The sequence below is a fragment of the Paenibacillus yanchengensis genome (genome assembly GCF_042684845.1).
GTDB lineage: Bacteria > Bacillota > Bacilli > Paenibacillales > Paenibacillaceae > Pristimantibacillus > Pristimantibacillus yanchengensis.
Genome location: NZ_JBHUMH010000022.1, coordinates 106,515 through 122,208 on the forward strand (window position 1 = coordinate 106,515; position 15,694 = coordinate 122,208).

General features: G+C 37.8%; 11 protein-coding genes. 10 read left to right on the plus strand and 1 reads right to left on the minus strand.

What is annotated here, in order from left to right:
* Positions 1–79 precede the first annotated feature (79 nt).
* A complete protein-coding gene (locus ACFSTH_RS11020; RefSeq protein WP_377771227.1) occupies positions 80–4,147 on the plus strand; it encodes an S-layer homology domain-containing protein in 4,068 nt (1,355 codons plus the stop codon).
* A gap of 127 nt (positions 4,148–4,274) precedes the next feature.
* Here ACFSTH_RS11020 and ACFSTH_RS11025 read toward each other — a convergent pair whose 3' ends face one another.
* Positions 4,275–5,030: a class I SAM-dependent methyltransferase gene (locus ACFSTH_RS11025; protein ID WP_377771229.1), complete on the minus strand. Its 756-nt coding sequence runs from the start codon at positions 5,028–5,030 to the stop codon at positions 4,275–4,277.
* Between the two features lie 272 nt (positions 5,031–5,302).
* On the opposite strand from ACFSTH_RS11025, the gene ACFSTH_RS11030 reads away from it, so the two are divergent.
* From ACFSTH_RS11030 to ACFSTH_RS11070, 9 genes are all read left to right on the plus strand, one after another.
* Complete coding sequence (locus ACFSTH_RS11030; protein ID WP_377771231.1) at positions 5,303–5,665, plus strand: DUF5362 family protein; 363 nt, start codon at positions 5,303–5,305, stop codon at positions 5,663–5,665.
* A 379-nt stretch (positions 5,666–6,044) separates the two neighbouring features.
* On the plus strand, positions 6,045–6,566 hold the full coding sequence (locus tag ACFSTH_RS11035; RefSeq protein ID WP_377771233.1) for a hypothetical protein: 522 nt from the start codon (positions 6,045–6,047) through the stop codon (positions 6,564–6,566).
* The gene (locus ACFSTH_RS11040; protein WP_377771235.1) at positions 6,520–6,978 is read left to right on the plus strand and encodes a hypothetical protein; all 459 of its coding nucleotides are present in this window, start codon (positions 6,520–6,522) and stop codon (positions 6,976–6,978) included. The genes ACFSTH_RS11035 and ACFSTH_RS11040 overlap by 47 nt, the downstream gene beginning before the upstream one ends.
* A 19-nt stretch (positions 6,979–6,997) precedes the next feature.
* Positions 6,998–8,311: an ABC transporter substrate-binding protein gene (locus ACFSTH_RS11045; protein WP_377771237.1), complete on the plus strand. Its 1,314-nt coding sequence runs from the start codon at positions 6,998–7,000 to the stop codon at positions 8,309–8,311.
* Between the two features lie 35 nt (positions 8,312–8,346).
* Complete coding sequence (locus ACFSTH_RS11050; protein WP_377771239.1) at positions 8,347–9,597, plus strand: ABC transporter substrate-binding protein; 1,251 nt, start codon at positions 8,347–8,349, stop codon at positions 9,595–9,597.
* 1,119 nt (positions 9,598–10,716) lie between these two features.
* Positions 10,717–11,613: an ABC transporter permease gene (locus ACFSTH_RS11055; protein WP_377771241.1), complete on the plus strand. Its 897-nt coding sequence runs from the start codon at positions 10,717–10,719 to the stop codon at positions 11,611–11,613.
* 12 nt (positions 11,614–11,625) lie between these two features.
* Positions 11,626–12,507 carry a carbohydrate ABC transporter permease gene (locus ACFSTH_RS11060; protein WP_377771243.1) on the plus strand — a complete coding sequence of 294 codons (882 nt, stop codon included), beginning with the start codon at positions 11,626–11,628 and terminating at the stop codon, positions 12,505–12,507.
* A gap of 51 nt (positions 12,508–12,558) precedes the next feature.
* The gene (locus tag ACFSTH_RS11065) at positions 12,559–14,205 is read left to right on the plus strand and encodes an extracellular solute-binding protein (protein WP_377771245.1); all 1,647 of its coding nucleotides are present in this window, start codon (positions 12,559–12,561) and stop codon (positions 14,203–14,205) included.
* A 38-nt stretch (positions 14,206–14,243) separates the two neighbouring features.
* Positions 14,244–15,584, plus strand: a complete 1,341-nt coding sequence (locus ACFSTH_RS11070; protein ID WP_377771247.1) for a sulfatase family protein — start codon at positions 14,244–14,246, stop codon at positions 15,582–15,584.
* Positions 15,585–15,694 lie beyond the last annotated feature (110 nt).

Below are 15,694 nucleotides of genomic sequence, written 5' to 3' on the forward strand. Positions count from 1 at the left end.
TAATAAGGCTGTAAGTCATAAAGGAGGGAGGAAAGTAAGCGCTGTCAAAAAATATATGCATTTTAAAGGAGGAAAATAGATGAATGTTAATTGGTTTTCCATTTTAAAAAGTAGATATAGTATTATTTTACTTAGTGTGTGGTTGTTACTTGGGGCTATTCCAATTACCTTTGCTACACCTTTAGAAAAAATAACTGACATAAATGTGGAAGAACAGGTACAAGAACAAAAACTTGAACAAGAACCAGAAATAGAAATGTTTAAATCCGATCCGATATATTATTATGTATCTGCGGAAGAAGGTGATGATGATAACGATGGATTAAGCGTAACTCCAGGAGGAAATAATTCTGGTCCCTTTAAAACCATCCAAAAAGCAGCCGATGTAGCTGTAGCAGGTGATACAGTATTCATCCGAGGTGGAGTATATGAGGAAGAAGTTATTCCTAAAAATAGTGGAACCGCTAATAATCGAATTGTATTTGAGCCCTATAATAAAGAGAAAGTAACAATTAGTGGAGCGGATTGGATTGACGATGCGGATTGGAAGCTTTATAAAGATAATATTTACGAAGTGGATATAGAGTTGCCCGTAGAAAATTACAGTAATACGGGAATTTTTGCGAACCAAATTTTTGTGAATGGTGAAATGATGACAGAAGCACGCTATCCGAATAATACAGGTACATTAATGAAACCAACGTTGGCACTTGCCGAGGCAGGTAGTACATCAACGGCGAATGTCGGAGGAACGGTTAAAGACTCGAAATTACCGAGTGGAGATCTGAAAGGTGCGATATTTTATCATTTATCTTATGGAAAATGGGTTTCTCAGACAGGTGAGGTGACATCTAATAAAGAAGGTGAGTTTGACTTTGTAAAAGCTGCTTATGATAATGGCAATGTTGGTGTAATTCCTCCGAATTGGGGAAGTAATTATTTTACACATTATTACCTGACAGGTAAAATGCTTTTTCTAGATACAGCTAAAGAATGGTTTTATAATGGGGAAGTGGAAAACAAGCTTTATTTATGGGCACCTGATGGAGAAAGTCCAAGCAAAGTACAGGTGAAGATGAGAAATAATGCTTTTGATTTAAGTGATAGGCAATATATTACAATAAAAAATGTTAATATTCTGGCTTCTACGATAGCTACTAATGCAAATAGTAGTAATAACGTCATCGATGGGATAGATGCAAAATATATTTCGCACTTTGTAACACAGCCAAGCGATCCTAGCTTATCCTATGGTGGGATTTATATCTCTCACTCCGGTGACACTGGTATTATACTTAATGGAGAGAACAATGAGATTCGAAATAGTAAAATCGCATATAGTGCTGGCAATGGTATAGCATTGGTTGGTAAAGGTGGCAAAGCTATTAATAATTACATTCATGATGTTAATTACACGGGTACCTACACTGCTGGTATATCAGCAGATAATGACAACATTATTATTAGTAGGAATACTATCTTCAACACTGCTCGCGATGGCATTCGCTTCGGTGATGACGTAATTGGTTCACATTTTAATAATAGTGAAATTTCCTATAATGATATTTCCAACTATGGAATGACCAATGAAGATTTAGCTGGTCTTTATGTATGTTGTGACGTAGATGGATCAGGTACAGAAGTTAAATATAATTATATTCACGATGATCAAACGCAGTATTTTGGCTATGGAAATGGGATATACATTGATAACGGTTCTAATAATTTCAAATTACACCATAACGTTCTCTACAACATTCAATCAGAAGCTATATTTTTAAATAGAACTCATCGTGGAGGGATACCGATTGTTGCTCATAATGAGGTTTACAATAACACGATGTTGTCACGATTTAAAGTGCATAATCTTGATAGTAATATAGTTCGTAATAATATTATGGTAGATAAACCTTTCATAGTTGATGGTTCCACACAGAGTAATAACTTATTAGTTGGTACTGCTATAATGACTAGAACTAATGGGGTTGGATTACCACTAACAAATGGTACTACTAAAATAGATAGACTATTAGATGTTGGTTTTATAAATTCTGAAAGTAATGATTTTAGACTTCGTGAAGATTCGATAGCTCAAGGGCTAGGTATCCCAATACCAGGTATTACGGATGCTACTACAGAAGATGGTAAGACATATGTTGGGGCATATGGGGTGGGAGACGATTGGATTCCTGGGTATCAAATTCCTGTTGAACAAGAAGTAACTACGCTGGATACTCCAATATTGATTGATTTAAGAAATGACAGACAAGGTTTGCATGCCAATTGGTCACCTGTTCCTGGTGCAACGGGGTATAAAGTGCATATTGGTACAGCAACAGGTCAATATGATGCAGTGATTGATGTGGGAATAGCTACGGGAAAAACCATTTTCAAATTAATGGATGAAGAGTTGTATTTCGTTGCAATATCTGCATATTCTGATCGATTAGAGAGTGAAATATCTAATGAGAAAAGTATGAACTATAACAGTCTCAATAAAGTAGTTTTTAAAAATCCAGGATTTGAAGATGGAGGTACTGATTGGTACCATTTTGATGCTGAAGTTAGTTCAGAAGCACGTAGTGGAAATAATAGTGCTAAAATTAACAACACCAACAGAAGTATTGAGTACAAATGGTTATCAGGATTTGTTCCAGGAGAAGAGTACGAAGTGTCAGCTTATTTTAAAATAGAAAATAGAGATCCGACTGTAAAGTTACAATTTGGAGTTAAAGAGCATGGGTTTGAAGAACATTCTGAATTTATTAATCATGATAGTGAAGAGTATGAAAAATATACGTTAAAATTTAAAGCTGGAAGTAGTAGTGCTAAAATTTATGTTTGGTCTAATGGTATGAAGGGCGAGGTTGTATATGTGGATGATTTTGAGATTAAACAAGTAAGTAGTTCTAATCCAAAGCAACCAGCCACCCATACGATTCAGTTATCGAACGAAGGCTGGAGTAATACAGATGTAGTATTAACTATAGTAGATGATGCAGTATTAGGAAGATATAAATTACAGTATAAATTTGGTGAATCGGATGAATGGATAAATTATAATGAACCTGTTACAGTGGTGGACGAAGGAGAAACTAAGGTTTATGCTCGTAAAATAGATGCTCTCAATGCAAATTATATTTCAGAAATAGTTGAGTCAGAAATTAAAATTCACAAAGGAAAGCCAACAGTACCAGTAATAACATATGAGGAAAAAGTCGGAGATAAACTAGTTGTTACGATAGTAGGTGGTACGGATGATGTTGTTGGTATCGAGAGAACCGAATATCGAATTGGCGAGTCGGATGAATGGAAAACATACATCACTCCATTTGAACTGAAAAAAGAAGGAAATATTACAATCTATGCTCGCACAGTAAATAAGGCGGATAGTTTTAGTGAGGAAGTATCGAAACAAATCCATTCTACATCTGGAGGTGGAGGAACGGTAGTTTATCCACCATATGTGCCAACACAAGATGGAGCAGATACAGGAAAACCGGAAAAAGAGGACAATAAAGATAAAAGTGGTGAGGCAGGGGAAGAAGGAATCACCGAAGAAGAAGAAGAATCAACAAAGGAAACTGAACCAAGCACAGAACAACCAGTGAATAAATTAATCGATATAAAAGGGCATTGGGCACAAGCAGCAATCGAACAATTAGTAAATAAACAACTTATGACCGGTTATCCAGATGGCACGTTTAAGCCAAAAAAATCGTTAACCCGCACAGAAGTAGCTACGTTAATCGTTCGCTTGCTCGGATTGGAAACGGAAAATAGTGCCGCTGAGGAGTCTACTACATTTACAGATGTTCCGAAGGCGAATTGGGCTTATGACTCTGTGCAAATAGCAGCCGAACATGGCATTATCCAAGGAAGAACTGCAACTATGTATGCACCAAATGATGAAGTGACAAGACAAGAACTAGCATTGATGATCAGTCGAGCGTTGCAATTACCAGCAGGTGAGATTGCAACTAAGTTTAAGGATAGCGATGAAATCGCACCTTGGGCCAAAGATGCAGTTGAGCGTGTGTATGAAGCTGGGTTAATAAAAGGATATGATGATCAAACCTTCCGTCCTACTCAAGCAATTACTAGAGCGGAAGCAGCAGTCACACTAGCAAGATGGTTAGAGCGTTAAACTGAAAAGAGTCTAAATAAACAACGAGGATGTCAAGAAAGCTAGTATAAACTAGCCTTACTTGCATCCTCGTTATTCATTTCAATAATTTAAATGTTGCATTGATCTATATGGTTTAAACTATTGCTTATCGACTAGCTTCAAAAGTTATTATCTGATCTGCACTTGTCGGCTGTTGTCCGTATATATAATTTGCAGAACAGCTGATGGATTGGAATCCGATCTTTTCTAATATAAGGCGGAATTCCTCAATTCCATACCAGCGCATCGCAAAACGTTGCAATTCTGTTTGAATAAGTTGACCATTTCGCCACTTCTCATATGTGAGATACGTTTCGGTTGTTTGTTGCAGCCAATCGAGCTGAATTGATTTGCTTTCGAGTGTTATACCATCACCACTTGGTAATAGGTAAGTGGAAGTAGTTATTTCTCCATCTTTCCAGTCAGCTGGCAGCTGCAAATCTACAATTAATTTTCCATTTGGTACTAAATGGTTATAAAAGTTTTGTAGCGCTGCTATGGCATCTTCACGCTCGTCAATCAGACAAAATGACCCTGTTGGAATAATGATTGCTTCATACCGCTCCGGCAACGAAAAGTCTTGTAGCTTCGCTTCGTATAAAGTCGGAGTTAGCCCAACCTGTTCGCAACGTTGCCTACACGATTGTAGCATTTCAGGTGAGTAATCCATCCCATCGACGATAAAACCTGCTTCAAGCAAAGGAATAAGAAAACGCCCCGAACCAACTGCTGCTTCTAAAATCTTGCCATCCGTCTGTTGCAATCGTTCCGTATAATATTCGATGTCTCCATCGAGTGACTTCCCCACTGGTTTGGTGAAATCATACAATTCTGTACATAATGGACCATAATAACTAAACATATTCATACCCTCCGCTAATGTATGCGGAAGTGATTATTATTAATACTTCCGCACCTTATTATTTAATACGTCAAATCTAGAGCAGACTGTCATCCCTAATCACTCACTTTCATCTAATTTGTATGTATTGTATCCTATATTGTCCTTTTAGACAAGAAAATAAGACCAAATTGTGCTGTAATATTGCTACAAAATTGTTCATATCCATATACCGAGTGATCATGAGAATGTTATGACAAAAAAAGTTGCGTTATGTTGAGAGGAGATATTTTATGCTATCACCATTTGCTGTAGACACATTAAGAGGTATTCAAAAATGGGGTAAATTTGTTGGCTGGTTTACTGTTGTAATGGGAGTAATTTCGGCACTATTCGGTTTACTTGCGTTTGTCGTTGGGGCAATACCTGGAGTGATTTCTATATTTCTTGGTTTGTTTCTTATTAGAAGTGCAGAAAGTGCAGGAAGGTTAGTATTGGAATATGATACAGGACAAATGGATGGATTATTTGATAACTATAAAAAATATTTGAAGCTACAAGGTATTTTAATGATCATTAATTTGGTTGTTTTGATAGTTGGTTTATTAGGGTACGGTGCTGTAATAATTGCTCTATTAACGGGAAGTGGGCTTTAATTGAAGTTAGCTTGCTATAGTAAAATGCATGAAGCGTAATAATTCTAAAGACAGCCAATCGTAAACAAATGGCTGTCTTTCTTTTTTTAGTAGAAGTATTAAGAAAGATTTAACATATTTAAACAAAAATAATAGTTTGCTAATAGGGTTTTAATATAATATTGCAAGTAAAGTAATTTTTTATAGTTATTATAATAATAGGATGGGTTGTGGATGCGGAAGTAGTAAAAACTGAAGGGGATGTAGTGGTGAAAAAAGTTTTTGCTTCGCTCGTTGTTTTATTGCTACTTATAGGATGTAGTAACAACGCAGATAAACAGAAAGTGACATTGAAAGTAATCTATTATTAGAATTTCAGTTAGATGTAATAAATACACAATTGATTCAATATTTACGATTGTATGGAGGAGGTCATCTGTATGCACTATCTCCGACCTTTACTGGAAAGGCAACCTTTTATAACAAAACATTGCTTGATCAATTGAGTATGAGCTACCCTACCGATGGCATGAATTGGAGTGAGTTATTAGACTTTGCAGCTAACGTAGAACGAGCAAGGAAAGGACGAAGTATGGATGCTGTTAGTTTTTTTTATAATCGGGATATGGTGGAGCTTGTCACTAAAATAGCAGAGTCCAGACATATACAATATATCGATGAGGCGCGGAATGTAACGTTTGAGACAAATGGTTGGCGAGATATTATAAGCAACGTGCTAGAAAAGGCAAGAGCAGGTACGATTATGACGAAAGAAATGGATGGGGATCGATCCGTGGTTGAAAATGCTGCATTTACGGAAGGGAATGTCGTGCTCACTGTTGATTATTCTTACCTGTTGGATAGATTGCAGCAAAGTGAATTTGATTGGGGCGTTGTCCGTTGTCACGATGCCGACGGATGATCGGTTAGAAAGTACCGATGCATTGCAGCCAAATACGTTATTCGGTATAAATAGCAAGGCAAGCCATGTGCAGGAGAGCGCTGAGTTTATGTTGTACATCAATGGGGAGCAGTTCGCTCAATTAAAACAAAAACAAGGAAAACTATCTGCCCTACCTGCTAGAGAAAAATATACAACGGACATAGTTAAAGCAGACCTACAAGCTTTTTATAAAGTAGCGCCGAAACAAGCGTTTATCGAGCGTCCGCTTCGTTTCGAACTAGCGATGCAACTGCATGCACAAATAAACGATATTTTATTGGATGCGCTACAGACGACAATGAGTACAGAGGAAGTAGTAACGTCGTTACAAACTAGTGCAGAAATGATCCTAGTAAACGATAAAAATAGTAATGAAAGTAGTGAGGAGTAAAAAGACGATGAGGCTGAAGATGATGAGACGAATTTTTTTAATTATAGTGATCATTTTATTGTTAGCTGGCTGTACGCTAGCACCTGCGGATGAAAAGAAACATGTGAAAATAATATATAGTACTAAAATGAAGTTTAACGAACATTATGGTAGTTTAACACATCACTTTCCTAATGTGACGATTGAAGTTATCGAATATGAACCGATTATTGGTGCTGGCACGTATATGGGATCTGAATATGTATCCTATGATCCACAAACGAATGACGGGGTTATGCATGCTAGAGATTGGTTAGTAGATGAGTTTATCGCCTTCGTGGAGCAGAATAAGCCGGATATATTATATTATCCAGCGGCACTTTATTTTCCACTCTATGAAGCGGGAATATTGCGTGATGTAACAGATGTGATGAGTAAGGAAGAGATGCAAACGGTCGATCACAATGTGAAAGAGATGCTTGCTACCATTGGTGATGGAAACATACATGCATTTGCCGAAACAATTACACCAAACACAATCTACTACAATAAAGATATATTCAAAAAAATGGGCTTAGAGGAACCGCAGGATGATATGACCTGGGAGCAATTGCTCGAGTTGGCAACGGTTATTAGTAAACTAGGGCAAGAAGAAAAGGTGATCGGCTTACATCTACCATATTATTCGATGAGTGAACTTTATTTACAACTTGGCAAAGCCTACGGATTAGATTGGTATGATGATGTGAATAAACAAACGCTGTTTCATCATGAGCAGTGGCAGAAATTAGCGCAATTAGTTGTAGAAAAATTTAAAGCTGACCTAATTACAAATCCGGAGTATAGAGGGGGTATGTTCCACGCTGAAGAGGCTGCGATGATAGTAGAAACAAATCGATTGTGGGAGGAATTTAGAAGAAATCCACCAACATTTGAATGGGATATTGCTGCTATTCCGATGGATGAAGCAAGTAATAATCGCACCTCCTTTAGTCAGATTGCTGAAGTTAGCAGCGTATACAAACATACTGGTCAAGTAGATGTTGCCAAACAAATATGGGTTTACTTAAATAGTGAACTAGCCGCACGCAAAAAACATAATGTTGATATTCTCCGATGGGATATACCAATAAGATCGACTATTTTAAAAGATGTTACGAAAAATATGGCAGCCTATTATACTAATATTCCGTATTTATCCGCTGACGAAGGGTTACCGAGATCTAAAAAAGCAGCTGTACGAAATTATATAGATAAGCAATTTTCTTTGATGATAACAAATGAACTTCCTCTGGAAGAGGCGATAAAGCAGTGGGATATGGAATTGTTACCGATCATTGCAAAGGAAGAATAACGAAAGAATAGAGGAGAGAGGTGACTTAGTAGCCCATGGTGAAATTATATCGAGTAATGATGTTTTTGATTGTAACGATTATGGTCGTCGGTTGCGCAGCACCGAATGTAATTCACAAGGATTATACGAATCAACAGATTACCATTTCCACAGGTGGTCTTATCGATGAACAACAGTTTTATAGAAATTATGGGAATTTTATATTGGACCACTTTCCTGGTATAGAAATTAATGTGAGCAATACAGACAATAGTAATACGGAAGATAGTAATAAAGTTCCAATAGATTTAGTCGTATTGCCTTGGAATCAGTTTGCACAATTACGAAATGATGACTATTTGCAAGATGTTACATCGTATGTGATGCGAGATAGGTTTGACCTCACACAATTTTCGGATAGTATGGTTACAGCTATGAAAGATGGAGATGAAGGGTTATATGGTCTCGCTTCAAGAGCAAATGTGGATGGCATTTTTTATAATAAGGATATGTTTGCAGCTATGCAGGTCGATGATTTGCCAAATGAAATGACTTGGAAAGAGTTATTACATATCGCTGCACAATTTACAGGGGAACCATTTGGAATAGAAAGTTTGTCTTTAAGTCCGGAGGAGCTGCTATTAAATATGGCGTCCCTTCTATTCGATTCTGCTGGAACGGCTGTCGAATTGCCAGAGCAACAGTGGATGGAAGCACTAGAACAAGTGGTTATGGCTCATCAATTAGGTGCTGTCACTGCTGGAATGGGCGAATTATTTATAGAGGAAAAGGCTGCAATGTACAGAGGTATGTTAGTGAATGCGAATCGTTTTGCAACAGAAGCTTCGTTTAACTATGGTTTTGTTCCAGAACCAGTAGACCCAGCAAACAGAGATGTTAGTCAAAGTTTGTACTTTGATCTAGTGTTAGCGATACCGAAGGAATCTACGCAGCAGGAATTAGCTTGGGAAATAATAAAAACGTTAATGAGTGAAGACGTAGCAGAACAATATAATATACAAGCTCGAAATATTAATTCTGGAGCTCACATATCGACTTTGAAAAGTAAAATGTACGATTATGCCGATTTATCACTAGTCCCTTTTTGGGAAAAGCAAATTGTATTATCTGAAGCGAGATATCCTGCGTCTATTAGTGATTCATTTATTGGAGAATTATATACGATTTTGCAAGAGCAATTACAACTAGCGATAGAAGGACAGTTAACGACAGAGCAATGTTACATGGCAATAAAAGAAAAAGTAACGGTCGCTTTTGACAAGGAAAAACTGCGGGAATTTAACTAGTGAACAGAGTATTCGATAAGTGTTTTATTAATTGTTAGTTTGGTGATGTTAGAAACGACTTAACTGAGCTTTGTGTTCGAGTTCATATTTTATGTTTGTTCTTTTTTTGGTTGGCGGCTTTTACTTACTATCCATTAGACCGGTTTCGTACGAAGGATGCATTCCGATTGTCTGTCGAAGCCCTTTTATACGAATTCTCGTACAAAGTCTATATTTTGGCCGACTTCTTGTGTGCTTTATACGTTTTTTCACACAAAGCTACCTCCTCCACGGGTCTTCTCGTGTGCTTTTATACGTTTTATCGTATAAAACTTGCCATTCACCGACTTTCCATGCGCTTTTATATGTTTTATCGTATAAAGCTTGCCCTCCACCAGTCCAGTCTCTTCTCGAAGGCGTAAAATTGTCTGTGTAACAAAATTTATAATCTTGCCAAGCACAAAAAAAGTAGGGTATCCTCGAGGTTACTAATCTACCAGAGAAGGAACCCTACTAGTGCCTACTATACGTTTATCGTACAAATTCTACTCCCCGCCGATCTTCCATGGTCAAGTCCCTTTATACAATTCTTCGTACAAATACTATCTCCAGTAATGTTGTCTACATTATCTTTTGTGTATTTGTTCACCAAGCGTCGTACCTATGTAACCTTCTTGGGCGATGTGACTGCTGTTCAGTAGTCAGTTTTTACTGAGTTGTTGAGCTCGATCCTTTGTTGGAACAAATAAGCACGGTGACCACAAATATTGCACGCTATATTTAGATTGCAGGAGAAAAGTCCAGTAATTACAAGGGTTTGGCGTTAAGTGATGCTCGATATTAATTAAATACAACAATAAAAGCACTCTCAAGACAGCATTGCTTGTCGACGTAAATTGCTATAAACGATTATGATCAAATCATGAAAGCGATAACAGCGTCTCAAAGAAATCCACAAGAAGAACTGAGAACAACTCAGAACAACTGAGAACAACTCAGAACAACTCAGAACAACTCAGAACAACTTTGAGAAAATCTGCAGAACAGTTCTAGAGAATCTACAGAACAGCTCCAGAAAAGCAGTTTAGGTAACAAGTGTAAGAAACAACTAAAAGGAACAACTAGAAGGGAGGAGTTAGTTTGCTAAAGAGAGTGGCGCGTCATTGGGAATTATATTTACTACTCGTGCCTGTACTTGCGTTCTTTATTATTTTTCATTATTGGCCGATGTATGGGGTGCAGATTGCCTTTAAGAATTTTTCTCCATTGAAAGGCATTATGGGAAGCGACTGGGTGGGATTGTATCATTTTGAGCGATTTTTTGATTCTTTTTTCTTTTCTCGCTTATTTTGGAACACGATTGGCATTAGCGTGTATGAATTATTAGTTGGCTTTCCGATTCCAATTATATTGGCACTAATGATTAACGAAGTACGAAGTAGTCGTTTTAAAAAGGTTGTGCAAACAGTAACATATGCGCCGCATTTTTTATCAACAGTCGTTTTAGTTGGTATGTTAGTAACGTTTCTTTCACCTACTAGTGGTGTTATTAATCATATACTGGCGTTGTTCGGCATCGAACCAGTATCTTTTATGACGGAAGCCAGTTGGTTTAAGACGTTGTTTGTCAGTTCGAGTATATGGCAAAATGCCGGTTGGAGTTCGATCATCTACATTGCAGCATTAACGAATATTGATCCACAGATGCATGAGGCAGCAATGATTGATGGAGCTGGGCGGATGAAACGAATTTGGCACATTAACATACCGGGTATTATGCCAACGATGATTATATTATTCGTGCTTAACATCGGATCATTGATGAATGTCGGATTTGAAAAAATATTTTTAATGCAAAATGATTTGAATATGGAAGCGTCCGATGTATTTGCAACGTATGTTTATCGGAGTGGTGTACTTGGGGCACAATATAGCTTTGCATCAGCAGTCGGCTTGTTCAACTCGCTAGTTAACGTCGTATTATTATTTACGGTTAATCGAGCAGCGAAACGAATAAGCGGTAGCGGTTTGTTCTAGGGGGTGGAGAAAATGACAATTAAAAGTAAAGAAGATCGGCTATTTGAAATTGCTAATGCAACCGTATTAACTTGTGTACTCATTATTATTTTGTATCCACTCATCTTTGTACTTAGCGCTTCAATTAGTAATCCGTTACTTGTTATTCGTGGCGACATTCTACTGTTTCCGAAAGAAATAACGTTTCAAGCGTATAAACAAGTGTTTCAACATACGGAAGTTTGGCAAGGATTTACTAATACATTGGTATATACGATTGCGGGAACTATTCTTAATTTAGTATTAACGATTATGGGCGCATATCCACTTTCTCGAAGAACGTTGCCTGGTCGTAAATATATTATGGTTATTATTTTATTAACGATGTTCTTTAGCGGTGGGCTTATTCCAACGTATCTTGTCATTAAACAATTAGGCTTAATTAATTCCTATTGGGTAATGGTATTACCGGGAGCAATATCTGTTTATAATTTAATCGTAATGCGTACTTTTTTTGAAAATATTCCAGAGGAATTACATGAAGCAGCTACGATTGACGGTGCATCGACGATGAAGACGCTAACGCGAATTGTTTTGCCATTATCGATTCCGATAATAGCAGTAATGGTTCTGTTCTATGGCGTAACGCACTGGAATGCATTTTTTAACGGACTAATTTATTTAAGCGATCGAACAAAGTATCCATTGCAACTAATTATTCGGGAAATACTTATTCAAAGCCAAATGCAACAAATGCTTGATCAAGCAGATGATTCGGCAGCAGCGCAGCTGTTGTCAGCAGAAGGCATCAAATATGCTTTAATTGTTGTCACTAGTTTACCGGTACTTGTCTTGTACCCGATGTTACAGCGTTATTTTGTTAAAGGAGTTATGATTGGCGCGATTAAAGGTTAACGTAGTCTATCTAGATTACGCCTTATACAATTACATTTTAGGGGGATTAAAATGAAGAAGAAAATGACTAGAAAGACGGTACTGTCTATCGTAACTTATGTTGTGTTAATGACGTTACTCGTAGCTTGTGGCTCAAGCGGTAATAGTGGTGGTACTCCATCAACTACTCCGGGCACAACGGAACAAGCAGGTGAAACGAATAAGCCGGGTAATGGGGGCGAAGCAGCAGGAAATGAACCAATTACGTTAAAAATGTTAGCGTCACGAACACCAGTCCATGCTGATTATAAAGATATGATGGTTTGGAAAGATTATGAGCAAATGTCTGGTGTTACAGTAGAATGGGACTTAGTTCCAGATGCTAACTTTGTAGAAAAACGTAATATATTGTTAGCCGGTGGCGATTATCCCGATGCGATTTATCGAGCGTTATTAAGTAACTCTGATGTAATGGCTCGTGGTGGTGAAGGTGTATTTATTAAGCTAAATGATTTGATTGAGCAACATGCACCTAATCTCATGAAATTATTCGAGAAGTACCCGGAAGTACGTAGTGGAATTACACAAGCAGACGGTAATATTTATTCGTTACCATTCGTTAGTGATTTCGAATCAGCGAACTATGGCGGAAAAATGTTTATTAATAAAAAATGGCTAGACCAGATTGGGATGGCAGAACCAGAAACGACTGACGATTTTTATAAAATGTTAAAAGCATTTAAAGAAAAAGATGGTAACGGAAATGCACAAGCAGATGAGATTCCACTAACGTCAACGGATATAGAATCTATTATTAATGCGTTAAAAGGATTTTGGGGATTAGGTAATCGTGGCGGTGCTCATCCATTAGTAGATATGAATGAAGAAACGAATGAACTGCGCTTTATACCAGGCGATGATCGTTATAAAGAAGTGTTGGAATTTTTGAATAAGTTGTACAAAGAAGATTTAATTGATAAAGAAATTTTTACGATGAACAGTTCTAAACTAACGGCTAAAGGGGAAGACGATCTTGTAGGCTCATTTATATTCCCTAACCCAGTACCAATCGGTCAAAAAACAAAAGATAATTATATTGGGATGCATGCGTTAAAAGGTCCTTATGGTGATCAAATTATTACTTCTGTAAACCCAGTGTTACGTAATGCCGGTGCATTCGTAATCACGAACAAAAACCAACATCCAGAGCGGACGATGCAGTGGGTTGACTACTGGTATTCGGAAGAAGGAATGGAATTATTCTTTATGGGTAAAGAAGGCGAAACGTTTACGAAAACAGCAGATGGACAATATCAATATGTCGAAGATATTACGAACAATCCGAATGGTTTAACATTGGATGAAGCGGTAGGACAACATATGCCATGGCCAGGTTCAGGTCAACCGACCGTTCAAACAGAGAAGTTTTCTAAAGGTGGCGCAAGTTACCCATCCGCTATGGAGGCAACTGCAAAAGTAAGTGAACATTTCCCGAAAGAAGTATGGACGCCGTTTACACATACGCAAGCGGAATCTGATTTCTTAGCATCAGTAGGTAATGATATTACAACGTATGTTAATGAGATGAAAGTGAAATTTATTTCTGGATCGGTACCATTCTCGGAGTGGGAAAAGTATATGGATACATTGAACAAAATGGGATTAAATGATTATATGGACGTTTATAAAGAAGCTTACAATCGTTATACAGAATCTTAAAATTGTTATTGATGAAAGATGGGAGGAAGGACATTACGATGACAAAGACTAAAAAGCCTAATTTTATCGTCTTTATGACGGATGATCAAGGGTACGGAGATCTCTCTTGTATGGGGTCTCCTGATATGCAAACACCGCATATTGATGCGTTAGCTGCAAGCGGCGCTCGTTTTACGGATTGGTATGCTGCTAGTTCTGTTTGTTCCCCATCCCGTGCGGCATTGTTAACTGGACGTTACCCGGGAAATAGTGGCGTTCGTTCGATCTTAGGTGGTAAGCGCCACACAAGTGGATTATTACCAGAAGTACCAACGCTTGCTTCCGAGCTTAAGTCGTTAGGATATCATACAGCATTATATGGCAAATGGCATTTGGGGTTAAAGGAAGAATGCCGTCCACATAGTCATGGTTTTGAAGAATGGACAGGCTTTATGGCTGGTTGTATCGATTATTATTCCCATATTTATTATTGGGGTGGGCAAGATAATCCGACGCATGATATGTGGCATAATGGTGAGGAAATTAATCGTGATGGTGAATATTTTACAGAAGTGATTACCGAATCTACCGTCGATTATATTAAACGCCATGCAGAGTCCGATGAACCGTTTTTCATCTATGTCGCTTATAATGCACCGCATTATCCGATGCATGCACCGAAAAAATATACCGATCGTTTTGCTCATTTACCATGGGATAAACAAATAATGGCGGCGATGTTAGCGGCGGTAGATGATGGTGTAGGTGAAATTGTGGCGGAATTAACGAAACAAGGTATTTTGGACAATACAGCTATCTTCTATCAAAGTGACAATGGTCCATCGCGTGAATCACGCAATTGGCTTGATGGAACGGAAGATTTGTATTACGGTGGTTCTGCTGGAAAATTAAAAGGGCATAAGTTCAGCCTTTATGAAGGTGGTATCCGTGTTCCGGGCATTTGGAGTTGGCCTAACAAAATACCTGCCAATCAAGTAATTACAGAACCCTGTTGTGCGATTGATGTATTCCCAACGATTATAGAAGCGGCAGGTGGTTCGCTCGATAAGTACGAGTTAGACGGTTCGAATATTATTGATGTACTAGCTAATGGAGCAGCAGCTCCGGAACGATATTTATTTTGGGAAATGGGACCGCAAACGGCTGTTCGTCATGGGAAGTGGAAACTTGTGTTAGACGGGCAATTGGAAGAGTATACCCCACCAGTAGAAGATGATGTCCATTTGGCTGATTTATCGGTAGATATGGGTGAGACAAATAATATTCAAACAGCACATCCGGAAATTACTAAAGATTTATCAGCACGAGCACTGCAGTGGCGTGAGCAAATTGAAGCGCGCTGGACAAACGAATGGGAACCAAAAAGTAATATGCATTAAACTATAAAAAAATAAGGAACATCCCTAGCTACGTGTCGCGTAATTAGGGATGTTTATTTTACTAAAAAATGAGAAGATAGACATAGATAAGAAAAGAATTAGGATGGTAG

Excerpts from the sequence above, each read along its gene's own strand:
- ACFSTH_RS11020 (WP_377771227.1), top strand. The coding sequence starts at position 80 with ATGAATGTTAATTGGTTTTCCATTTTAAAAAGTAGATATAGTATTATT.
- ACFSTH_RS11045 (WP_377771237.1), top strand. The coding sequence starts at position 6,998 with ATGATGAGACGAATTTTTTTAATTATAGTGATCATTTTATTGTTAGCT.
- ACFSTH_RS11030 (WP_377771231.1), top strand. The coding sequence starts at position 5,303 with ATGCTATCACCATTTGCTGTAGACACATTAAGAGGTATTCAAAAATGG.
- ACFSTH_RS11070 (WP_377771247.1), top strand. The coding sequence starts at position 14,244 with ATGACAAAGACTAAAAAGCCTAATTTTATCGTCTTTATGACGGATGAT.
- ACFSTH_RS11025 (WP_377771229.1), bottom strand. The coding sequence starts at position 5,030 with ATGTTTAGTTATTATGGTCCATTATGTACAGAATTGTATGATTTCACC.
- ACFSTH_RS11065 (WP_377771245.1), top strand. The coding sequence starts at position 12,559 with ATGAAGAAGAAAATGACTAGAAAGACGGTACTGTCTATCGTAACTTAT.
- ACFSTH_RS11050 (WP_377771239.1), top strand. The coding sequence starts at position 8,347 with ATGGTGAAATTATATCGAGTAATGATGTTTTTGATTGTAACGATTATG.
- ACFSTH_RS11060 (WP_377771243.1), top strand. The coding sequence starts at position 11,626 with ATGACAATTAAAAGTAAAGAAGATCGGCTATTTGAAATTGCTAATGCA.